This is a genomic window from Streptomyces sp. NC-S4 (assembly GCF_054353315.1).
This window is the reverse complement of the sequence record NZ_CM135937.1, coordinates 3,076,252-3,098,550: the sequence shown is the minus strand read 5'-3', so window position 1 is coordinate 3,098,550 and position 22,299 is coordinate 3,076,252. Positions and strand designations below refer to the sequence as shown.

Below are 22,299 nucleotides of genomic sequence, written 5' to 3'. Positions count from 1 at the left end.
CATGACCGTGTAATGTTTGGGATGTCGCCAGGGGGAACCGGCAAGGGAAACCGAAGCGGCAAGCACAACAAGGGGCTATAGCTCAGTTGGTAGAGCGCCTGCATGGCATGCAGGAGGTCAGGAGTTCAATTCTCCTTAGCTCCACAGTGAAGAAGCGGGCCACCCGGATCGGGTGGCCCGCTTCTCGTTGTGTCGCCGTGTCACCGTGTCGACGGGCGGAACGGCCGAGCGTCGGCAGGGGCCGCTGCGGTACCCTGACGCCATGCGTGCCGTACGCCTTCTGCTTACCGAGCCGCGCTGATCAGCGCCGACCCACGAGAGGTCGGCATCGGCGCGGCGTCCCCTCCTGTGCGAGGGGTTTTTTCGTTTGGGCAGGCAGAGACGGCGAAGACGATCGATGGAGCTTCAGAAATCATGAGCGAGACGAACACCCCGGCCCCCGAGGCGGCCGAGGCGCACCGCTACACGGCTGCCATGGCCGCCGACATCGAGGCACGCTGGCAGGACGTCTGGGACGCGCAGGGCACGTACGAGGCCCCGAACCCGACCGGTGACCTGGCCGGGGACCCCGCGGTGGTCGCACGGCCCAAGAAGTTCATCATGGACATGTTCCCGTACCCCTCCGGTGCGGGCCTGCACGTCGGACACCCGCTCGGGTACATCGCCACCGACGTCTTCGCCCGCCACCAGCGGATGACCGGCCACAACGTCCTGCACACCCTGGGCTTCGACGCCTTCGGCCTGCCGGCGGAGCAGTACGCCGTGCAGACCGGCACGCACCCGCGCGTCTCGACCGAGGCCAACATCGAGAACATGAAGGTCCAGCTGCGCCGGCTGGGCCTGGGCCACGACAAGCGCCGGTCGTTCGCCACGATCGACCCGGACTACTACAAGTGGACCCAGTGGATCTTCCTGCAGATCTACAACTCCTGGTACGACGCCGACGCGAAGAAGGCCCGGCCGATCACCGAGCTGGTCGCCGCCTTCGAGGACGGCTCCCGTGAGGTCCCCGGCGGCCGCGCCTGGGCCGCTCTGACCGCGGCCGAGCGGGCCGACGTACTGAACGAGCACCGGCTGGCGTACTCCTCGGACGCGCCGGTGAACTGGTGCCCCGGGCTGGGCACCGTACTGGCCAACGAGGAGGTCACCGCCGACGGCCGGTCCGAGCGCGGCAACTTCCCCGTCTTCAAGTCCCGGCTGAGCCAGTGGAACATGCGGATCACCGCCTACGCCGACCGGCTGATCGACGACCTGGACGCGCTGGACTGGCCCGAGGCCATCAAGCTGCAGCAGCGGAACTGGATCGGCCGCAGCGAGGGCGCGCGCGTCGACTTCGCGCTGGGCGACGAGGCCATCACCGTCTTCACCACCCGTCCGGACACCCTCTTCGGCGCCACCTACATGGTGCTGGCGCCCGAGCACCCGCTGGTGGAGAAGTTCATCCCGGCCGCCTGGCCCGAGGGCACCCACGAGGTGTGGACCGGCGGGCACGCCACGCCGGCCGAGGCCGTCAGCGCCTACCGCAAGCAGGCCGCCTCGAAGTCGGACGTCGAGCGGCAGGCCGAGGCCAAGGACAAGACCGGTGTCTTCACCGGCGAGTACGCGATCAACCCGGTCAGCGGCGACAAGGTCCCGGTCTTCATCGCCGACTACGTGCTGATGGGCTACGGCACCGGCGCGATCATGGCCGTCCCGGCGCACGACAGCCGCGACTTCGAGTTCGCGCGTGCCTTCGAGCTGCCGATGCGCTGCGTCGTGGAGCCGTCGGACGGGCGCGGCACCGACCCGGCCGAGTGGGACGACGCCTTCGTCTCCTACGACGCGAAGCTGGTCAACTCCACGGGCGAGGGCATCGCCCTGGACGGCCTGGGCGTCGTGGAGGCCAAGGCCGCCATCACCGACTGGCTGGCAGGGCGCGGCATCGGCGAGGGCACGGTCAACTTCCGGCTGCGCGACTGGCTGTTCAGCCGTCAGCGCTACTGGGGCGAGCCCTTCCCGATCGTCTACGACGAGGACGGCGTCGCGCACCCGCTGCCCGAGTCGATGCTGCCCCTGGAACTGCCGGAGGTCGAGGACTACTCCCCGCGCACCTTCGAGCCGGACGACGCCACGTCCAAGCCGGAGACCCCGCTGTCGCGCAACGGCGAGTGGGTGAACGTGGAGCTGGACCTGGGCGACGGCCGCGGCGTCCGCTCCTTCCGCCGCGAGACCAACACCATGCCCAACTGGGCCGGTTCCTGCTGGTACGAGCTGCGCTACCTGGACCCGAACAACGCCTCGGCCCTGGTGGACCCTGAGATCGAGCAGTACTGGATGGGCCCCCGCGAGGGCGCGCCGCACGGCGGTGTCGACCTGTACGTGGGCGGCGCCGAGCACGCGGTGCTGCACCTGCTGTACGCCCGCTTCTGGTCGAAGGTGCTGTTCGACCTGGGCCACGTCTCCTCGGCGGAGCCGTTCCACAAGCTCTTCAACCAGGGCATGATCCAGGCGTACGCGTACACCGACGCGCGCGGTGTCTACGTCCCCGCGGCCGAGGTCGAGGAGCGCGACGGCGGCTACTTCTACCAGGACCAGCCGGTCAAGCGTGAGCACGGCAAGATGGGCAAGTCCCTGAAGAACGCCGTCACGCCGGACGAGATCTGCGAGGAGTACGGCGCGGACACGCTGCGCCTGTACGAGATGGCGATGGGCCCGCTGGACGTCTCCCGTCCGTGGGACACCCGGGCCGTGGTGGGCCAGTACCGGCTGCTGCAGCGCCTGTGGCGCAACATCGTGGACGAGGAGACCGGCGCCGTGACCGTCGTGGACGGTGAGCCGGACGAGGCGACCCTGCGCGCGCTGCACAAGGCGATCGACGGCGCCGGCTCGGACCTGACCGGGCTGCGCTTCAACACCGCCATCGCGAAGATCACCGAGCTGAACAACGCCCTGACGAAGGCCGGCCGCCCGCTGGAGCGCTCGGTCGCCGAGGCCCTGGTGCTGCTGGTCGCCCCGCTGGCCCCGCACATCGCGGAGGAGCTGTGGCACCGCCTGGGTCACAGCGAGTCGGTCGTCCACCAGGACTTCCCGGTGGCGGACCCGGCGTACGTCGTGGACGAGAGCGTGACGTGCGTGGTGCAGGTCAAGGGCAAGGTCAAGGCGCGGCTGGAGGTGCCGCCGACGATCTCCGAGGCGGAGCTGGAGCAGCTGGCCGTGACCGATGAGGGTGTCGTGGCGGCGCTGGGCGGCGCGGAGATCCGCAAGGTGATCGTCCGCGCGCCGAAGCTGGTGAACATCGTCATCTGAGGGCGCACCCCCGCATAGGGGGGATCCCGTACGGGCAGGTTGGGGGTTCGATTGGAACCCCTGGCCTGCCCGTGGCGTTTACCGTGGAGGGGACGGAAAAGAGCCGTCGGGGTACTGGGGAAGGGATGCTCATGGAGGCCGCGTTGATCATCTTCGCGCTGATGGTGCTTTTCGCCTTCCTCGGGTTGGGCGTGTACGCGACCGTCAAGGTGGTGCAGGCGACCAAGCGCGGTGTGGACCGGACCATCACCCAGGCGCGGCGGACCGTGGAGGACACCACCCTGCGCGCCAAGAGCTTCGGCCAGGTCGGCGTCACGGGGGCGCTGGCGCAGCTGCGGCTCGACCTGCGGACCTCGATGCGCGCCACGGAGCAGGCGCTGCAGGACGGGGTCAGGGTGGACGCCTCGCTGCACGAGTCGATCGCGCTGTTCGAGCGGCTGAGCACGCACGGGCGCGAGCTCGACGACGAGCTGAAGCGGCTGGAGCAGGACCCGGACCGCGGGCGGATCGCTGAGCGGCTGCCGGACCTGCGGGAACGCACGGGCAAGATCAAGCAGGCCGCGGACTCGCTGCGGTGGGCCGCGCGGGACCGGGCCCAGCGCTTCGCGCAGGACGACCTGTCCACGCTGTCGGCACAGATCGAGGTCGAGTCCGACGCGCTGCGGGACTGGCAGCGGGAGCCGGTGGACGACCTCGCCGCGGCGGCCGCGGCGTGGGACGCGGCGCAGGCGAACGGGGCCGCGTCGGGGCCGGCTCAGGCTTCGGGGAACGCTCCGGGGCAGCCTGCGGCGGCGGCGAGCCCGGCGCGGGGCGCGGACCAGCCGCAGGCCCTGAACCCGGCCGCTCCGGCGCCGCAGTACCCCTGGCAGAAGACGCGCCGCCCGGAGAGCACCACCTAGTGCTGTGACCGGCAAACCTTGCCGGTCACAGCACTGGGCCCCGCTTTCGGATCCTGTCGGCCGGGCCCGCGTTCTCCGGTGCCGTACCCGGCCGCGTTGCCGGGGCGCCCGAGCACGTCCGGTACACGGGTGCGCCCGCGCCCTGCCATGCTTCCCCTCGGCCCTGGTGGGCCTGGGAGGCCCCACGGCACCGGACGCCGCGGGCTCGGCCGGCAAGGTCCGCGGGAGGCGGCCCGGGCGAGGCGCTCCGGGGGCTCGCACCGCGGGCCCGCCGCCGTTCCGGTTGTGCCCGGCGACGTCGCGTCGTGGGCCGGGCTGCCGTCATGCCCCCACGGGCGGTAACCTCCGGCTCATGTCCCGCCATGTCGCCATCGTCACCGATTCCACGGCCTACCTGCCCCGACCGGCCATGGCACGGCACGGAATCACCGCCGTTCCGCTCACCGTGGTGCTCGGCGGCGAGGCACTCGAAGAAGGCACCGAGATCTCGGCGCGCAGCCTGGCCCAGGCCCTGCAGAAGCGCCGCTCGGTCACCACCTCGCGCCCCGGCACGGAGGAGTTCGTCCGGGCCTACCGGGCGGCGGCGGACGCCGGGGCGACCGGCATCGTCAGCCTGCACCTGTCCGCCGAGTTCTCCGGCACCTACGACGCGGCCGTGGTCGCCGCCAGGACCGCGCCCGTGCCGGTCCGCGTCCTGGACACGGGCATGGTCGCGATGGCCCTCGGTTTCTGCGCGCTCGCCGCCGCCGAGGTGGCCGAGGCGGGCGGATCCGTGGACGAGGCCGTGGCGGCCGCCGAGAAGCGCGCCGCGGACATGGCCGCGTACTTCTACGTCGACACCCTCGACTACCTCCGCCGCGGCGGCCGGATCGGGGCCGCGCAGGCCCTGCTCGGCTCGGCCCTGGCGGTGAAGCCCCTGCTGACGCTGGACGGCGGGCGGATCGAGATGCTGGAGAAGGTCCGTACGTCGTCCAAGGCCATCGCCCGCCTGGAAGAGCTGGCCGTCGAGCGCGCCGGGTCCGCCGAGGTGGACGTGGCGGTGCACCACCTGGCGGCTCCCGAGCGGGCCGAGAAGCTCGCCGAGCGGCTGCGTGAGCGCATCCCCGGGCTGGTCGAGCTGCACGTCAGCGAGGTCGGTGCGGTGATCGGGGCGCACACGGGCCCCGGGCTGCTGGCGGCGGTCGTCTCGCCCCGCTGACCACCCGGACGGGTGGCGCGGTTTTCCACAACGGAGCTTTTTTCCACCGGAATTGAGTGATCCGAACCGGGGGCGGGATCGGCCTCTACGGTCGTGGCATGAATCTTCGAACGCGTGCTTCGTATCCGTCGGGCGCCACCGCCGCCCCGGGCCGCCCCGGTCGCTCCGACGGCCGACTTTCCGACGGCCGGCTCCGGCACCGTCGTACGGCGCGGCGCGGCGGGCGGGTTCCGCATCCGGAGCCGGGCGCGGTGCGCCGACGGGCCGAGGCGTTGCTGGGCGGGAGCAGTCCGCCGTACGCCCCGGCCCCGCCGCCCCGGGCCCTCCAGGCGCCGTCCGGGGCTCCGGACGGGGTGGATGCCCAGGCAGCGCCCGACGCGGCGTCCGGGCCGCCCTCAGGGGCTGTGCCGAGGCCGGCCGTGCGGGAGCGGCTGCCGCTGTGGCTGCGCGAATGCTGCGAGGTGCGGCCGCGTGCGGTGGCCGCCATCGGGGTGGTGCTCCTCGCCGCCGTCGGCTTCGCCGGACAGCAGTACTGGTCGGCCCGGCCGCGGGCGGTGACCGTGCCCGCGGTGGTCGCCCCGGGAGCCGTTCCGGCGGCCGCCGCACCGGCGGGGGCTCCGGCCGCGGGAGCGGGGGCCGGTGGGGCCGCCGGGTCCGCGCGGATCGTCGTCGACGTCAGCGGCAAGGTCCGGGATCCCGGGGTGCGGCGGCTGCCCGCCGGTTCACGGGTGGAGGACGCGCTGGCCGCCGCCGGGGGAGTGCGTCCCGGCACCGACACGACCGGGCTGAACCGGGCCCGGGTGCTGGTGGACGGCGAGCAGGTGGTCGTCGGCGTCCCGGCGCAGCCGCCACCGGCCTCCGGGGCGGGCGGCGTCCCCGGCCCGGTCCCCGGCTCCGGCCCTGGTCCCGGCCCCGGCCCCGGCCCGCTGAGTCTGGGTTCGGCCACGGTCGCCCAGCTCGACGGCCTGCCGGGGGTCGGGCCGGTACTGGCGCAGCACATCGTCGACTTCCGTACCGCCCGCGGCGGCTTCCGCTCCGTGGAGGAGCTCCGCCAGGTCGACGGCATCGGTGAGCGGCGATTCGCCGACCTGCGCGCGCTGGTGCGGCCGTGAACCGCCCGGCGGGACAGGCCTCGCCGGACCTGCGCCTCGCGGTCCCCGCCGTGGCCGCCTGGGCGGCGGCCGCCGTCGCCCTGGACATGCCCGTCCACCGGACCGCCCTCGGGGTGGGCCTGGCGATGGCCTGCGCGGGCCTGTTGATGCTGGGTGCGTGCCGGCGTCCGGGGCGGCTGTGGCGGCTCGCGCCGGTCGCGGCGGCGGCCCTGCTGTGCGGGGCCGCCGGCGCGGGCGTGGCGGGACTCCAGCGGGCCGAGGCGCGGGCCGGGCCGGTGGCCGGGCTGGCACAGGAGCACACCCGCGTCCACGCGGAGTTCACGGTCGGTTCCGACCCGAAGGCCGCCCGGAGCGCGAGCGGGCCGCCGGTGGTGATGCTGGACGCGGTCGTGAACCGGGTGACCGGGCCCGACGGGTCGAGCACCCGGGTCGAGACCCCGGTGCGGGTGCTGGCCGGGCACCCGGGATGGGCCCGGCTGCAGCCTTCCACCCGGGTGGCGGCGGTCGCCCGGCTGTCCCCGGCGCGCGGCGGGGAGCGGGCCGTGGCGCTGCTCCGCCCGGCCGGTGACACCCCGCCCGGGGTGACCGGCGGCCCGGACGCCGTCCAGCGGATCGCGGGGCGGCTGCGAGCCGGGCTGCGCGAGGCCACCGAGGGGCTCGCACCGGATGCCCGGGCCCTGCTGCCGGGGCTGGTCGTCGGGGACACCTCCAGGGTGCCGCCCGATCTGCACGAGGCCTTCCGGGCCACCGACCTGCTGCACCTGCTGGCCGTCTCCGGGTCCAATCTGACCGTGGTGCTGTTCCTGCTCATCGGGCCGCCGGCCCGGGCGCAGCGGGCCGAACGGCGCGGGCTGGCGCCCCGGCTCGGCCTCTCGCTGCGGGTGACCGCCCTGTGCGGGGCGGCCCTGACCCTGGCCTTCGTGGTGGTGTGCCGGCCGGAGCCGAGCGTGCTGCGGGCCGCCGCCTGCGGGGCGGTCACCCTGCTGGCCATCGCCACCGGACGGCGCAGGTCATTGATCCCGGCCCTGGCTGCGGCCGTGCTGCTGCTGGTGCTGTACGACCCGTGGCTGGCCCGCAGCCACGGCTTCCTGCTCTCCGTGCTGGCCACCGGGGCGCTGCTCACCCTCGCCCCCCGGTGGAGCGACGCCCTGCGGCGGCGTGGGGCCGGGCCGCGGCTCGCCGAGGCGCTGGGGGCGGCGGCTGCCGCGCAGGCGGTGTGTGCGCCCGTCGTGGCCGTGCTCGCCGCCCGGGTCAGTCTGGTGGCGGTGCCGTGCAACCTGCTGGCCGAGCTGGCGGCCGGTCCCGCGACCGTGCTCGGCTTCGCCGCGCTCGCGGCGGCTCCGGTGTGGATGCCCGCCGCGGAGCTGCTCGCCCGCTGCGCGGGGGTGCCGACGGGGTGGATCGCGGGCGTGGCCCGGGCCGGGGCCCGGTTCCCGGGCGCGGAGCTGCCGTGGCCGGGCGGGCTCACCGGCGGCGTTCTGCTGGCCGCCGCCACCGTGGCCGTCGCCGTGGTCGCCGGTGCCCGGTTCCGCGGGCGCGGGTGGCTCTGTTCCGCCCTGGCGGTGCTGCTGCTCCTGGCGGTACTGCGGCCGCCGCAGCTCACCCGTACGCTCTCCGGCTGGCCACCGCCCGACTGGAGCTACGTCCAGTGCGCCGTGGGGCAGGGGGACGCCGCCGTGCTCTCCGTAGGCCCGGGAGAGGCCCTGGTGGTGGACGTCGGCCCGGAGCCAGGACCGGTGGACGAGTGTCTGCGCGCCCTGGGCGTGCACCGGGTGCCGCTGCTCCTGCTGACGCACTTTCACGCCGACCACGTGGGAGGCCTGTCGGGCGTGCTGCGGGGACGGTCGGTGGGAGTGATCCAGGCCACCGCGTTCGAAGAACCCCCGGGGCAGGCCGCGTTCGTCCGGCGGACCGCGGCGGCCGCCGGTGTGCCGATCGTGCGGGCGGTGCAGGGGGAGCGGCGCCGGGCCGGGGCGTTCGAGTGGCAGGTGCTCTGGCCGCCGCCGGCCGGACCGCCGCCCGAGGGGCCCAACGACGCGAGCGTCGCCCTGCTGGTGCGCGGTGCGGGGCTGACCCTGCTCCTGCTCGGCGACCTCGAACCTCCGGCGCAGCAGGCCCTCTTGAGGGCCCATCCGGAACTCGGCCCGGTGGACGTGCTCAAGGTCGCCCATCACGGTTCCGCGCACCAGGATCCGGAGCTGTACGACCGGATCCGGCCACGGCTCGCGCTTGTTCCCGTCGGTACGGGCAACCGCTACGGACACCCGGCGCCGCGCACGCTCGCCCGGCTGCGGGAGTTGGGTGCGACGGTGCTGCGCACCGACACGGACGGCTCGATCGCCGTCGCCGGAAGCGGAGTTCGACTACGTTCATTTCCGGCCAACCGGAGGCGGAATCGGCGCGGCCATACCGGGCGCGACCACTCTGTTTGCCCACAACCCGACAGCATGATCGAATGCGTCTTCGCCAGAACGGTCCAAGTCCACACAGCACGGGGGTGCATCAGCCATGTTCGGTCGCCGGCGGGGGATGGAGACGGCCGGAAGCTCCAGCCCATCCACATCCGCGACACTGACGCTGCCACCGACGGCGCGTCTGCTCAGCTGCCGGGTCCTCGACACGGTCCACCGACCGGTCCGGCAGGCCACGTTCGAGGTGACCGACCCGATCGGCCGCCGCATCGTCAGCGGCGAGACGGACCCGTACGGTGGCTTCGCCGTGGCTGTTCCGGAGGGCGAGTACCGGCTCTCCGTGACCGCGGAGGGGTACGCGCCCTTCCACGGGGTGACGATCGTCGGGGACCCGGGGCAGCCCGGCACCGCGGAGATCATCCTCGACACGGTGGAGCCGCCGCTGCTGCCGCAGCCCGGGCACTGGGAGCTCGACCCGACGCACTCGTCGATCGGCTTCACGGCCCGCCACATCGGCCTGGCCCGGATCCGCGGCCGGTTCACCACGTTCGCCGGGGCGGTACGGATAGCCGAGCGCATGGAGGACTCCTCCATGCACGTGATCATCGACGCGGCGAGCATCGACACCGGGGTGCGGCTGCGGGACGACCACCTGAGGTCGGGGGACTTCCTGGACGCGGTCCGCCATCCCACGGTGGAGTTCTACAGCGAGCGCTTCATCCACCGCAGCGGCAGCGGCTGGACCGTCGCGGGGGCACTGACCCTCCACGGAGTGAGCCGGTCCGTGACCCTGGACACCCAGTACCTGGGCCTGGGCACGGGCCTGGAGGGCGAGCTCCGGGCGGCCTGCCGGGCCACCACCGAGCTGCACCGCGAGGACTTCACCCTGAACTGGCAGTCGATGCTGGCGCACGGGATCGCGGCCATCGGGTCGAGCGTGGAAGTGACGCTGGACATCCAGGCCGTGCGCAAGGCCTGAGGCGCACGCCCCCTACGGGGCTTCCAGCCAGCCCTCGTACTCGGCGGCGAGGTCGTCCAGCGAGGTGGTGTCGAGCCGTTCGCGCGGGTCCTCGACGATCACCAGCCACTGGGCGTCCTCGGCGTCGTCCTCGCCGGCCAGGGCGTCGCGGACCAACTGCGGTTCCTCCGGGAGGCCGAAGCGGTCGACGGCCTCCTGGGCCACCTCCTCGGCGGCGTCGCGGTCGGGCAGGACGAGTACATGTCGCACATTCACGCGACCATTCTCGGGCACGCGGGGCGGGGGGCTGTCAGTGCGGCGTGGGATGCTGGAGCCGATGGCCACCAGGAAGAACTCCACCGACGATCCGCTTGCCCCGCTCACCCTCGCGGTGGGGCAGGAGGAGCTGCTGCTCGACCGCGCCGTGCGCGAGGTGGTGGCGGCCGCCCGCGCCGCCGACGCCGACACGGACGTCCGCGACCTCGCCTCCGAGCAGCTCCAGCCCGGCACGCTCGCCGAGCTGACGAGCCCCTCGCTCTTCTCCGAGCGCAAGGTGCTGGTCGTGCGCAACGCGCAGGACCTCTCCGCCGACTCGGTCAAGGAGGTCAAGGCCTACCTCGCCGCGCCCTACGAGGAGATCGTCCTCGTCCTCCTCCACGCGGGCGGGGCCAAGGGCAAGGGCCTGCTGGACGCGGCCCGCAAGGCGGGCGCGCGGGAGATCGCCTGCCCGAAGATGACGAAGGCCGCGGACCGGCTGTCGTTCGTACGGGGCGAATTCCGCACGCTCGGCCGGTCGGCGACGCCGGAGGCCTGCCAGAACCTGGTGGACGCGATCGGCAGCGACCTGCGGGAGCTGGCGAGTGCCGCCGCGCAGCTGTGCGCCGACGTCGAGGGCACCATCGACGAGGCCGTCGTCGCCCGCTACTACACCGGCCGGGCCGAGGCCTCCAGCTTCACGGTCGCCGACCGGGCGGTCGAGGGGCGGGCGGCCGAGGCCCTGGAGGCCCTGCGCTGGTCCCTGTCCACCGGGGTGGCGCCGGTCCTGATCACCAGTGCCCTCGCCCAGGCGGTCCGCGCGATCGGCAAGCTCGCCTCCGCCCCGCGCGGAGCCCGCCCCGGCGACCTCGCCCGGGACCTGGGCATGCCCCCGTGGAAGATCGACCGGGTCCGCCAGCAGATGCGCGGCTGGTCCGCGGACGGGGTCTCGGACGCCCTGCGTGCCGTGGCCGCCGCCGACGCCGGGGTCAAGGGCGGCGGCGACGATCCCGAGTACGCCCTGGAGAAGGCCGTCGTCGCGGTGGCCCGCGCGGCCCGCCCCCAGCGCCGTTAGCGCACGTCCCGCGTGAGCACTGCCGAGCAAGGGAGCGGCGGGTCGAGTAATTGCCGGGCGTCCTCGCCGCCGATGCCCCGGATCAGCCGGCCCGGGCCGGCGGGCACGGGGTGAGGAGCTTCGCCGTCGCCGAGGACGTCGGGTCCGTCCTGCACCTGACCGAGGCGATGGCCGAGCGGGGGACGCTCGCACCGGAGGCCGTGCCGGTCCGTCGGCCGGGTCGCTGATCCCGGAGCCCGCCTGGAACGGGGTGCGCACCCCGGCCCGCCGGGTCCTGGCCCGCGAAGGCGACCGGCGCCCGCTGCTGCCGCTGCCGCCGCCGCGGCGCGTACCGCCGCAGGACTTCCACGGCCGAGCCCGGTGGGCCTCGCCGGACAGCACGAAGGCCCCGGCCACCGCCCTGGGGAAGGGCGGAGGCCGGGGCCTTCGGTTACTTCTGGTTGCACCGCACCCGCGTGGCGAACGCTTCGTGTGCGGAGCGGGGTGCCGGTCAGGAGCGGGAGAGAGGGCCCACTGGGTCCTTCCCGGCGATCACATCGAGTGCGGAACTCAGATGGCGGCAACCTTGGAGGCCAGCGCCGACTTCTTGTTGGCGGCGGCGTTCTTGTGGATGACACCCTTCGAGACGGCCTTGTCCAGCTTCTTGGAAGCCAGGCGGGCCGCAGCGGTGGCCTTCTCCGCGTCGCCGGCGAGGATGGCCTCGTTGGCCTTGCGGATGAAGGTGCGCAGCTCGGACTTGACCGACTTGTTGCGAAGGCGAGCCTTCTCGTTGGTCTTGTTCCGCTTGATCTGGGACTTGATGTTCGCCACGAAAGAGCCTTTTCAGGTTCAGAGTTTGATCTTCGGATTGTGCCTCGACTGCTGAGAGGGCATACGAGACACAGCTGCCCAGGCTACCAGGCGCGCAGCGGGCGGCCCAAACCGAGCGCACTGCCCCGTCCATGGGACCATGGGAGTCTGCGTATAGATCCGACATCGCGCCGCCGACAGCGACGGGAGCCGGACTTTCGCTCCGACCGACGCTCCGCAAACGCTTCCGACTGCGACCGAGAATCAGGACACTGCGTGCCCGCGATCCCCAGCCACGTGCCCGAGCCGAGCCGTACCGACCCGGCGCTGATCCGCAACTTCTGCATCATCGCGCACATCGACCACGGCAAGTCGACCCTCGCCGACCGGATGCTCCAGCTCACCGGTGTGGTCGACCAGCGGCAGATGCGCGCCCAGTACCTCGACCGCATGGACATCGAGCGTGAGCGCGGCATCACGATCAAGTCCCAGGCGGTCCGGCTGCCCTGGGCGCCCACCACGGGCGAGGGACAGGGCAGCACCCACATCCTCAACATGATCGACACCCCCGGGCACGTCGACTTCACCTACGAGGTCTCGCGCTCCCTCGCCGCGTGCGAGGGCACCGTCCTCCTGGTGGACGCCGCCCAGGGCATCGAGGCGCAGACCCTCGCCAACCTGTACCTGGCGATGGAGAACGACCTCGCGATCGTCCCCGTCCTGAACAAGATCGACCTGCCGGCCGCGCAGCCGGAGAAGTTCGCCGAGGAGCTCGCGAACCTGGTCGGCTGCCAGCCCGAGGACGTGCTGCGCGTCTCGGCGAAGACCGGTCTGGGCGTCGACGCGCTGCTGGACAAGGTCGTCGCCACCGTTCCGGCCCCGGTCGGCGTCAAGGACGCCCCGGCCCGCGCGATGATCTTCGACTCCGTCTACGACTCGTACCGCGGCGTCGTCACCTACGTCCGTGTGGTCGACGGCCAGCTCAACAAGCGCGAGCGGATCCGGATGATGTCCACCGGCGCCACGCACGAGCTGCTGGAGATCGGTGTCTCCTCCCCGGAGATGACCCCGGCCGACGGCATCGGCGTCGGCGAGGTGGGCTACATCATCACCGGCGTGAAGGACGTCCGTCAGTCCAAGGTCGGTGACACCATCACCAGCCTGAACAACGGCGCGACCGAGGCCCTGGGCGGCTACAAGGACCCGAAGCCGATGGTCTTCTCGGGCCTGTACCCGCTCGACGGCTCGGACTACCCGGAGCTGCGCGAGGCCCTGGACAAGCTCCAGCTCAACGACGCCGCGCTCGTCTACGAGCCCGAGACCTCGGCGGCGCTCGGCTTCGGCTTCCGCGTCGGCTTCCTCGGCCTGCTCCACCTGGACGTGGTCCGCGAGCGCCTGGAGCGCGAGTTCGGCCTCGACCTGATCGCCACCGCGCCCAACGTGGTCTACCGGGTGGTGCTGGAGGACGGCAAGGAAGTCACCGTCACCAACCCGAGCGAGTTCCCCGAGGGCAAGATCAAGGACGTCTTCGAGCCGGTCGTGCGGGCCACCGTGCTCGCGCCCACCGAGTTCATCGGCGCGATCATGGAGCTCTGCCAGACCCGCCGCGGCACCCTGCTCGGCATGGACTACCTCTCCGAGGACCGCGTCGAGATCCGCTACACGCTCCCCCTCGCGGAGATCGTGTTCGACTTCTTCGACCAGCTGAAGTCCAAGACGCGCGGTTACGCCTCCCTCGACTACGAGCCCACCGGCGAGCAGGCCTCCAGCCTGGTCAAGGTCGACATCCTGCTGCACGGCGACAAGGTCGACGCCTTCTCCGCCGTCTGCCACAAGGACGCCGCCTACGCCTACGGTGTGCGCCTGGTCGCCAAGCTGCGCGAGCTCATCCCGCGGCAGGCCTTCGAGGTGCCGATCCAGGCCGCGATCGGCTCCCGCGTCATCGCCCGCGAGACCATCCGCGCCATCCGCAAGGACGTCCTCGCCAAGTGCTACGGCGGTGACATCTCCCGTAAGCGGAAGCTGCTGGAGAAGCAGAAGGAAGGCAAGAAGCGGATGAAGATGGTCGGCTCCGTGGAGGTCCCGCAGGAGGCCTTCATCGCCGTCCTCTCCAGCGACGAGTCCGGCGGCAAGAAGAAGTAGCAGCCCCGCCGTCACCCGACACGAACAGGCCCCCGCACTCAGGTGCGGGGGCCTGTTTCGTTATGAAGCGGCCGCTCGCGGGCCCTTACGAACGCGCCGGTCGCGCTCTAGTCTGATCACTGCTCGACGGTTACTCGCCAGTTTAAAAAGCCACCGGCTGCAAACCCGCCAGTCCCAAGCGCCCCCAGCGCCCCACGCCCACGCACTGCCGCGTGGAACGGTCCGGAGGATGTCGTGAGCGACACACAGACCTATCTCGAGAACCGCCCGCCCACCGTGGCGGTGCTCTTCCTTGAGCGCGTCGCAGCGACGCCCAACGACGAGGCCTACCGGTATCCGGTACCGGCGGCCGGCGGCCCGGGCGGCGCCGACGACTGGAAATCACTCAGCTGGGGCCAGGCGGCCGAGCGGGTGTTCGCCATCGCCGCCGGGCTGATCTCCCTCGGCCTGGAAACGGAACAACGCGTCGCGCTCGCCTCCAACACCCGGGTCGAATGGATCCTCTCCGACCTCGGCGTGATGTGCGCGGGCGGCGCGGTCACCACGATCTACCCCAGCACCAACGCGGACGAGTCGGCGTTCATCCTCGCGGACTCCGAGAGCCGGGTGCTCATCGCCGAGGACGCGGCACAGCTGGCGAAGGCGCGCGAGCGCCGCGCCGACCTGCCGGACCTCGCCCACGTCGTGGTGCTGGACGCCGCCGACGCGGTTGCCGCCGAGGGCGACCCCGAGGGCTGGGTGCTCTCCCTCGCCGACCTGGAGGCGCGCGGCAAGGAGTACCTCGCCAAGCACCCCGATGCGGTCGGCGAGCGGATCGCGGCGATCACCTCCGACCAGCTCGCCACCCTCATCTACACCTCCGGCACCACCGGCCGCCCCAAGGGCGTGCGGCTGCTGCACGACAACTGGTCGTACCTGGCCAAGGCCATGGTCGCCACCGGGCTGATCGGCAAGGAGGACGTCCAGTACCTGTGGCTGCCGCTGGCCCACGTCTTCGGCAAGGTGCTGACCTCCGGGCAGATCGAGGCCGGGCACGTGACCGCCGTAGACGGCCGGATCGACAAGATCATCGAGAACCTGCCGGTCGTGCAGCCGACCTACATGGCCGCCGTACCGCGCATCTTCGAGAAGGTCTACAACGGCGTGGCCGCCAAGGCCCGGGCCGGCGGCGGAGCCAAGTACAAGATCTTCCAGTGGTCGGTCGGCGTCGCCCGCGAGTACGCGAAGGTCACTCAGGACAACTTCCGCCGCACCGGCCGGGCGACCGCCCCCTTCGGCCTCACCACCAAGCACAAGATCGCCGACGCGCTCGTCTACTCCAAGCTCCGCGAGGCCTTCGGCGGGAAGCTGCGCGCCGCCGTCTCCGGCGCCTCCGCCCTGGCCCCCGAGATCGGCTTCTTCTTCTCCGGCGCGGGCGTCCACATCCTGGAGGGCTACGGCCTCACCGAGTCCAGCGCGGCCTCCTTCGTGAACCCGGGCGAGGCCTACCGCACCGGCACCGTCGGCAAGCCGCTCCCCGGCACCGAGGTCCGCATCGCCGACGACGGCGAGGTCCTGCTGCGCGGCCCCGGCATCATGCAGGGCTACCACCGCCAGCCGGACAAGACCGCCGAGGTCCTGGAGTCCGACGGCTGGCTGCACACGGGCGACATCGGCGAGCTGTCGGCCGACGGCTACCTGCGCATCACCGACCGCAAGAAGGACCTGATCAAGACCTCGGGCGGCAAGTACGTCGCCCCGGCGGAGATCGAGGGCCAGTTCAAGGCGATCTGCCCGTACGTGTCGACGATCGTCGTGCACGGCGCCGACCGGAACTTCTGCTCGGCGCTGATCGCCCTCGACGAACCGTCGATCCTGACCTGGGCGGCCGAGAACGGGCTGGAGGGCAAGACGTACGGACAGGTCCTGGCGGCGCCCGAGACCAACCGTCTGATGGAGACGTACGTGCAGACCCTGAACGAGGGCCTGCAGCGCTGGCAGACGATCAAGAAGTTCCGGATCCTGCCGCGCGACCTCGACGTCGAGCACGGCGACCTCACGCCCAGCCTGAAGCTGAAGCGACCGGTCGTCGAGCGTGAGTTCAAGCACCTGATCGAGGAGATGTACGAGGGGTCGCGCGAGGCCTGACGCCTGCCGCGGGCCGAGCGGGGCGGGGCGGTGGACCGCCCCGCGGACCCCACCTTTCCCGGGCGGCCCCGGGTATCGGCCGCCGGCCGTGTCCCGGGGCTCCGCCCCGGACCCCGCGCTCCGAACGCCGACGGGGCCGGTCGTGCCGCCGCCGGGACCGGACGCGAGCGGCGCCGGGCGGGGCTGACCATGGGCGGGGTGCGGGATGATGGGGGCATGCCTTCCGCACTGCCCGACGGTGACCCCATGCCCGAAGACGGCGCGCTGCCGTCGCACGCCCTGGTGGGCGCGGGGGAGCGGCCGCTCGGGTTCTACCTGCACGTCCCGTACTGCGCCACGCGCTGCGGCTACTGCGACTTCAACACCTACACGGCCACCGAGCTGCGGGGCACCGGCGGTGTGCTCGCGTCCCGGGAGAACTACGCCGACACCCTGATCGACGAGGTCAGGCTGGCGCGCGAGGTGCTCGGGGACGACCCGCGGCAGGTCCGTACCGTCTTCGTCGGCGGCGGCACCCCCACGCTGCTGCCCGCCGGGGACCTCGTACGGATGCTCGCGGCGATCCGGGACGAGTTCGGCCTGGCCGAGGACGCCGAGATCACCACCGAGGCCAACCCGGAGTCCGTGAACCCGGAGTACCTGGCCGAGCTGCGCGCGGGGGGCTTCAACCGGGTCTCCTTCGGCATGCAGAGCGCCAAGCAGCACGTCCTGAAGGTGCTCGACCGCACCCACACCCCGGGGCGCCCCGAGGCGTGCGTCGCGGAGGCGCGGGCCGCGGGCTTCGAGCACGTCAACCTCGACCTGATCTACGGCACGCCCGGTGAGTCGGACGAGGACTGGCGGGCGACCCTCGCGGCGGCGCTGGGCGCCGGGCCGGACCACATCAGCGCCTACGCGCTGATCGTCGAGGAGGGTACGCAGCTGGCGCGCCGGATCCGCCGCGGCGAGGTCCCGATGACGGACGACGACGTCCACGCCGACCGGTACCTGATCGCGGACTCGGTCATGGCCGAGGCCGGGTACTCCTGGTACGAGGTCTCGAACTGGGCCACCTCGGAGGCCGGGCGCTGCCTGCACAACGAGCTGTACTGGCGCGGCGCCGACTGGTGGGGCGCGGGACCGGGCGCGCACTCGCACGTGGGCGGGGTGCGGTGGTGGAACGTCAAGCACCCGGGCGCCTACGCCGCGGCGCTGGCGGAGGGCCGCTCCCCGGGCGCGGGACGCGAGCTCCTCTCCGACGAGGACCGGCGGGTGGAGCGGATCCTGCTGGAGCTGCGCCTCGTGGACGGGGTCCCGCTGTCGCTGCTCGCCCCGGCCGGGCTGGCCGCCTCCCGCAAGGCGCTGGCGGACGGACTGCTGGACGCCGCGCCCTACGAGGCGGGGAGGGCCGTGCTGACCCTGCGGGGGCGGCTGCTCGCCGACGCGGTGGTCCGGGACCTGGTGGACTGAGCCACCCGGTGGAGTGAATCCGGGCGAGACCAGGACGTGCCTGTCTATCCTGTTCGTACGCTGCCGCCGTAAGCGACGGGCGGCAGGACGCGGAGGACCACGGAGATGACCGCTGTGGATGACCGGCTGATCACGGATGCCGTCCGAGCTTTCGAGGACCTGGAGGTCCCCGAAGGCTTCAAGGCGGAGCTCCTCAGGGGGGACATCGTGATGATGGCCGGGCCCGATTGGGTCCACAACCTGATCGTCCTGCATGTGCAGAAGCAGATTCCGCTCGCCGGGTGGTATCCGGTGCAGACGCAGGGCATCGCGATCCCCGGGGAGTCCTCCGAGCCGCAGCCGGATCTCGTGGTCGTCGAGCACGGTGCTTTCGACGGTCCGGGCAGGCTGGTGCCCGCCCCGGCCGTCACCTTGCTGGTCGAGGTCGTCTCCAAGAACAGCGCGAACGCCGACTACGGGATCAAGCGCTCGATGTACGCGGCCGGACGGGTCCCCGCGTATCTGATCATCGATCCGTTCGAGGCGGAGTGCCTGCTCCTGACCGAACCGGCCAGGGCAGGCGAGGACGCCGACTACACGGTCGAACGAAGGGTGAAGTTCGGCGAGCCCGTCCCTCTGGACGTCCTGGGCATCAAACTGGACACCGGCGAATTCGGCACCCTCCCGAAGTTCAAGCGGTACCACCGACCGTGACGAAGTCGATCAGCTCCTCCACCCGGCCCAGGAGGGTCGGCTCCAGGTCCTTGTAGGACGTCACGCGGGACAGGATGTGCTGCCAGGCGGCGCCCGTGTTCTGCGGCCAGCCCAGGGCCCGGCAGATGCCCGTCTTCCAGTCCTGGCCGGGCGGGACCACCGGCCACGCGGGGATGCCCAGGGCGGACGGCTTCACCGCCTGCCAGACGTCCACGTACGGATGGCCCACGACCAGGACGTCCGGCGAGGTCACCGCCGCCGCGATGCGGGACTCCTTCGAGCCCGGGACGAGGTGGTCCACCAGGACGCCCAGGCGGGCGTCCGGGGCCGGTGCGAAGTCGGCGACGACGGCCGGGAGGTCGTCGATGCCCTCCAGGTACTCCACCACCACGCCCTCGATCCGCAGGTCGTCACCCCAGACCCGCTCCACCAGCTCCGCGTCGTGCCGGCCCTCGACGTAGATCCGGCCCGCCCGCGCCACCCGCGCCCGCGCCCCGGGCACCGCCAGCGAGCCCGAGGCCGTCCGGAGCGGCCCGGCGGGCCTGCGCGCGGGGCGGACCAGGGTGACCGCCTCGCCGTCCAGCAGGAAGGCGCGCGGCTCCATCGGGAACACCCGCCGCTTGCCGAAGCGGTCCTCCAGGGTCACCGTGCCCGCCTCGCAGGCCACCACCGCACCGCAGAAGTCCGTACCGGCCACCTCGACCACCAGATCGGGATCCGCCGCCACCTCCGGCACGGCCTTGGGTCGCTTCCACTGCGGGGTCAGGTCGGGGGAGTACTCGCGCATCCGGCCGACAGTAGGAGAGCCGCCCGCGTCACGCCTCCGACACGCCGAAACGGGCCGCCAGTGTGGCGCGTTGCGCACGGACGAAGTCCGCCCCGACCACCGCTCCGTGACCCGGTACGTACAGTGCGTCGTCCCCGCCCAGCGACAGCAGCCGGTCCAGGGCGGCGGGCCACTGCCCGGGAATGGCGTCCGGGCCCGCCATGGGCTCGCCCGACTCCTCGACCAGGTCCCCGCAGAAGACCACCTCGCGCTCGCCCGGCACGAAGACGGCCAGGTCGTGCCCGGTGTGCCCGGGCCCCACATTGGCCAGCAGCACCTGTACGCCGCCCAGTTCCAGCGTCCACTCGCCCGACACCGAATGCCGGGGCAGCACCATCCGGTCCACCGCCTCGGCCGCCTCCGCCTCCGCGAGCCCCTGCCGGACCGCGTCCTCGCGCAGCTCCTCGCGCTCCGCCACCAGCAGCGAGTCCAGCCCGACCGCCCCGAACACCTCGGCCCCCGGGAAGGCGGCTCCGCCCAGGACATGATCGAAATGGCCGTGCGTGAATGCGATATGGGTCACGTGCCGGCCCGTCAGCCGCTCCGCCTCGGCCCGCACCTGCGCGCCCTCGCGCAGGGACGACCCGGGGTCGATCAGGAGGACCGAATCCTCGCCCACCACCAGCCCCACGGTGCAGTCCCACACCGGCAGCCGCCGCCGGCCGACCCGTCCGGTCAGCCGTTCCCAGCCCGTCTCTTCCCAACGCACGTCCATGCGGCGACGCTACCCTGGCGGGCCTCCCTTGCCAGGGGCTTACCGCCCGGCCGTACACTGAGCGGGGGCTCTCTGGCACTCGAACGATCAGAGTGCCAACGAACACGGCAGAACACGGCAACGGACCACAGCTGGAGGTGTGCGCGATGCTCAGCGAACGCAGACTCGAAGTGCTGCGCGCCATCGTCCAGGACTACGTCGGGACGGAGGAGCCGGTCGGCTCCAAGGCGCTCACGGAGCGGCACCGGCTCGGCGTCTCGCCCGCCACCGTGCGCAACGACATGGCCGTGCTGGAGGAGGAGGGCTACATCGCCCAGCCCCACACCAGCGCCGGCCGGATCCCCACCGACAAGGGCTACCGGCTCTTCGTCGACAAGCTGGCGGGGGTCAAGCCGCTGTCGTCGCCCGAGCGCCGGGCCATCCAGAACTTCCTCGACGGCGCCGTCGACCTCGACGACGTGGTCGGCCGCACGGTGCGGCTGCTCGCGCAGCTCACCCGGCAGGTCGCCGTCGTCCAGTACCCGAGCCTGACCCGGTCGACCGTCCGGCACGTGGAGCTGCTCTCGCTCGCTCCCGCGCGCCTGATGCTCGTACTGATCACGGACACCGGGCGGGTCGAGCAGCGGCTCATCGACTGCCCGAGCCCCTTCGGGGAGACCTCGCTGGCGGACCTGCGGGCCCGGCTCAACAGCCGGGTCGTCGGGCGCCGCTTCACCGATGTGCCCCCGCTCGTCCAGGACCTCCCCGAATCCTTCGAGGCCGAGGACCGCGGCACGGTCTCCACCGTGCTCGCGACACTCCTCGAAACCCTGGTCGAGGAAGCCGAAGAGCGGCTGATGATCGGCGGTACCGCCAATCTCACCCGCTTCGGACACGATTTTCCCCTGACGATCAGGCCGGTGCTCGAAGCACTCGAGGAGCAGGTCGTGCTCCTCAAGCTGCTGGGCGAGGCCAACGAGTCGGGAATGGCCGTACGGATCGGGCACGAGAACGCCTACGAGGGACTGAACTCCACGTCGGTCGTCTCGGTCGGTTACGGTTCGGGCGGCGAAACAGTCGCCAAACTCGGCGTGGTCGGACCGACCCGCATGGACTACCCCGGAACGATGGGAGCGGTACGCGCAGTGGCACGTTACGTCGGACAGATCCTGGCGGAGTCGTAAGTGGCCACGGACTACTACGCCGTTCTCGGCGTGCGCCGCGACGCATCGCAGGACGAGATCAAGAAGGCCTTCCGGCGCCTCGCGCGTGAACTCCACCCGGACGTGAATCCGGATCCGAAGACGCAGGAGCGCTTCAAGGAGATCAACGCGGCCTACGAGGTGCTGTCGGACCCGCAGAAGAAGCAGGTCTACGACCTCGGTGGCGACCCGCTGTCCTCCTCGGGCGGTGGCGGCGGAGCGGGCGGCTTCGGAGCGGGTGGCTTCGGCAACTTCTCCGACATCATGGACGCCTTCTTCGGCCAGGCCTCGCAGCGCGGCCCGCGCTCGCGCACCCGGCGCGGCCAGGACGCGATGATCCGCCTGGACCTGGAGCTGGACGAGGCGGCCTTCGGGACGACCAAGGACATCCAGGTCGACACGGCCGTCGTCTGCAACACCTGCTCCGGCGAGGGCGCCGCTCCCGGCACCTCGGCGCAGACCTGCGACATGTGCCGCGGCCGCGGTGAGGTCTCGCAGGTCACCCGGTCCTTCCTGGGCCAGGTCATGACCTCGCGCCCCTGCCCGCAGTGCCAGGGCTTCGGCACCGTGGTCCCGACCCCGTGCCACGAGTGCGCGGGCGACGGCCGGGTCCGCTCCCGCCGCAGCCTCACGGTCAAGATCCCGGCGGGTGTCGAGAACGGCACCCGGATCCAGCTCGCGGGCGAGGGCGAGGTCGGCCCCGGCGGCGGCCCCGCCGGCGACCTGTACGTGGAGATCCACGAGCTGGCGCACCCGACCTTCCAGCGGCGCGGGGACGACCTGCACTGCACGGTCACCATCCCGATGACGGCGGCCGCGCTGGGCACCAAGTGCCCGCTGGAGACGCTGGACGGGCTGGAGGAGATCGACATCCGGCCCGGCACCGGGTCCGGACAGGCGATCCCGCTGCACGGGCGCGGCGTCACCCACCTGCGCGGTGGCGGACGCGGCGACCTGATCGTGCACGTCGAGGTCACCACCCCGGGCAAGCTCGACGCCCAGCAGGAGGACCTGCTCCGCCAGCTGGCGAAGCTGCGCGGCGAGGAGCGGCCCATGGGTCAGTTCGCGCCGGGTCAGCAGGGTCTCTTCAGCCGCCTGAAGGACGCTTTCAACGGTCGCTGACCGACCGCGATCCACCGTCACGAGCCCGGCCTGGGGATTCCCGGGCCGGGCTCGTCGCGTGG

The 22,299-nt window shown here is 72.4% G+C and carries 16 protein-coding genes, 1 tRNA gene and 1 pseudogene; 14 read left to right on the top strand and 4 right to left on the bottom strand.

Annotated features, from left to right (window positions below; translation table 11 throughout):
* Nucleotides 1-71: 71 nt before the first annotated feature.
* The 7 genes and pseudogenes from ACXNSR_RS13560 (at nt 72) to ACXNSR_RS13530 (ending at nt 9,884) form a co-directional block, all read left to right on the top strand.
* Nucleotides 72-144, top strand: a tRNA-Ala gene (locus ACXNSR_RS13560).
* 270 nt (nt 145-414) lie between these two features.
* Complete coding sequence (gene leuS, locus ACXNSR_RS13555; protein ID WP_458642302.1) at nt 415-3,285, top strand: leucine--tRNA ligase; 2,871 nt, start codon at nt 415-417, stop codon at nt 3,283-3,285.
* Nucleotides 3,286-3,416: 131 nt separating this feature from the next.
* Nucleotides 3,417-4,184: a hypothetical protein gene (locus tag ACXNSR_RS13550; protein ID WP_458642301.1), complete on the top strand. Its 768-nt coding sequence runs from the start codon at nt 3,417-3,419 to the stop codon at nt 4,182-4,184.
* 352 nt (nt 4,185-4,536) lie between these two features.
* A complete protein-coding gene (locus ACXNSR_RS13545; RefSeq protein ID WP_458642300.1) occupies nt 4,537-5,382 on the top strand; it encodes a DegV family protein in 846 nt (281 codons plus the stop codon).
* 98 nt (nt 5,383-5,480) lie between these two features.
* Nucleotides 5,481-6,494: a helix-hairpin-helix domain-containing protein gene (locus ACXNSR_RS13540; protein ID WP_458642299.1), complete on the top strand. Its 1,014-nt coding sequence runs from the start codon at nt 5,481-5,483 to the stop codon at nt 6,492-6,494.
* A 146-nt stretch (nt 6,495-6,640) separates the two neighbouring features.
* A pseudogene (locus ACXNSR_RS13535) lies at nt 6,641-8,866 on the top strand (ComEC/Rec2 family competence protein); the annotation flags it as partial.
* 136 nt (nt 8,867-9,002) lie between these two features.
* Nucleotides 9,003-9,884: a YceI family protein gene (locus ACXNSR_RS13530; protein WP_458642298.1), complete on the top strand. Its 882-nt coding sequence runs from the start codon at nt 9,003-9,005 to the stop codon at nt 9,882-9,884.
* Between the two features lie 12 nt (nt 9,885-9,896).
* Here the strand turns inward: ACXNSR_RS13530 and ACXNSR_RS13525 are convergent, their stop codons facing one another.
* Nucleotides 9,897-10,139, bottom strand: coding sequence for a hypothetical protein (locus tag ACXNSR_RS13525; RefSeq protein WP_266596562.1), 243 nt, complete (start codon nt 10,137-10,139; stop codon nt 9,897-9,899).
* Between the two features lie 61 nt (nt 10,140-10,200).
* On the opposite strand from ACXNSR_RS13525, the gene holA reads away from it, so the two are divergent.
* Nucleotides 10,201-11,193: a DNA polymerase III subunit delta gene (gene holA / locus ACXNSR_RS13520; protein ID WP_458642297.1), complete on the top strand. Its 993-nt coding sequence runs from the start codon at nt 10,201-10,203 to the stop codon at nt 11,191-11,193.
* A 549-nt stretch (nt 11,194-11,742) separates the two neighbouring features.
* Here the strand turns inward: holA and rpsT are convergent.
* A complete protein-coding gene (rpsT, locus tag ACXNSR_RS13515; RefSeq protein WP_030030523.1) occupies nt 11,743-12,003 on the bottom strand; it encodes a 30S ribosomal protein S20 in 261 nt (86 codons plus the stop codon).
* A 255-nt stretch (nt 12,004-12,258) separates the two neighbouring features.
* Here rpsT and lepA point away from each other — a divergent pair, with 255 nt between their 5' ends.
* The 4 genes from lepA (at nt 12,259) to ACXNSR_RS13495 (ending at nt 18,393) form a co-directional block, all read left to right on the top strand.
* Nucleotides 12,259-14,124: a translation elongation factor 4 gene (gene lepA, locus ACXNSR_RS13510; protein WP_458642296.1), complete on the top strand. Its 1,866-nt coding sequence runs from the start codon at nt 12,259-12,261 to the stop codon at nt 14,122-14,124.
* Between the two features lie 234 nt (nt 14,125-14,358).
* Entirely contained in the window at nt 14,359-16,251 is a 1,893-nt protein-coding gene (locus ACXNSR_RS13505) for an AMP-dependent synthetase/ligase (RefSeq protein ID WP_458642295.1), read from the top strand.
* Between the two features lie 216 nt (nt 16,252-16,467).
* On the top strand, nt 16,468-17,700 hold the full coding sequence (gene hemW / locus ACXNSR_RS13500; RefSeq protein ID WP_458642294.1) for a radical SAM family heme chaperone HemW: 1,233 nt from the start codon (nt 16,468-16,470) through the stop codon (nt 17,698-17,700).
* A gap of 105 nt (nt 17,701-17,805) precedes the next feature.
* Nucleotides 17,806-18,393: a Uma2 family endonuclease gene (locus ACXNSR_RS13495; RefSeq protein WP_458642293.1), complete on the top strand. Its 588-nt coding sequence runs from the start codon at nt 17,806-17,808 to the stop codon at nt 18,391-18,393.
* On the opposite strand, the gene ACXNSR_RS13490 is transcribed toward ACXNSR_RS13495, so the two are convergent.
* Both ACXNSR_RS13490 and ACXNSR_RS13485 read right to left on the bottom strand, forming a co-directional pair.
* Nucleotides 18,371-19,180, bottom strand: coding sequence for a DUF3097 domain-containing protein (locus tag ACXNSR_RS13490; protein ID WP_458642292.1), 810 nt, complete (start codon nt 19,178-19,180; stop codon nt 18,371-18,373). The genes ACXNSR_RS13495 and ACXNSR_RS13490 overlap by 23 nt on opposite strands.
* A 28-nt stretch (nt 19,181-19,208) precedes the next feature.
* On the bottom strand, nt 19,209-19,934 hold the full coding sequence (locus ACXNSR_RS13485; protein ID WP_458642291.1) for an MBL fold metallo-hydrolase: 726 nt from the start codon (nt 19,932-19,934) through the stop codon (nt 19,209-19,211).
* A 146-nt stretch (nt 19,935-20,080) separates the two neighbouring features.
* Between ACXNSR_RS13485 and hrcA the strand changes: the two genes are divergently transcribed.
* Both hrcA and dnaJ read left to right on the top strand, forming a co-directional pair.
* Nucleotides 20,081-21,097: a heat-inducible transcriptional repressor HrcA gene (gene hrcA, locus ACXNSR_RS13480; RefSeq protein ID WP_189736873.1), complete on the top strand. Its 1,017-nt coding sequence runs from the start codon at nt 20,081-20,083 to the stop codon at nt 21,095-21,097.
* Nucleotides 21,098-22,237, top strand: coding sequence for a molecular chaperone DnaJ (dnaJ, locus tag ACXNSR_RS13475; protein ID WP_030010180.1), 1,140 nt, complete (start codon nt 21,098-21,100; stop codon nt 22,235-22,237).
* Nucleotides 22,238-22,299: the final 62 nt, after the last annotated feature.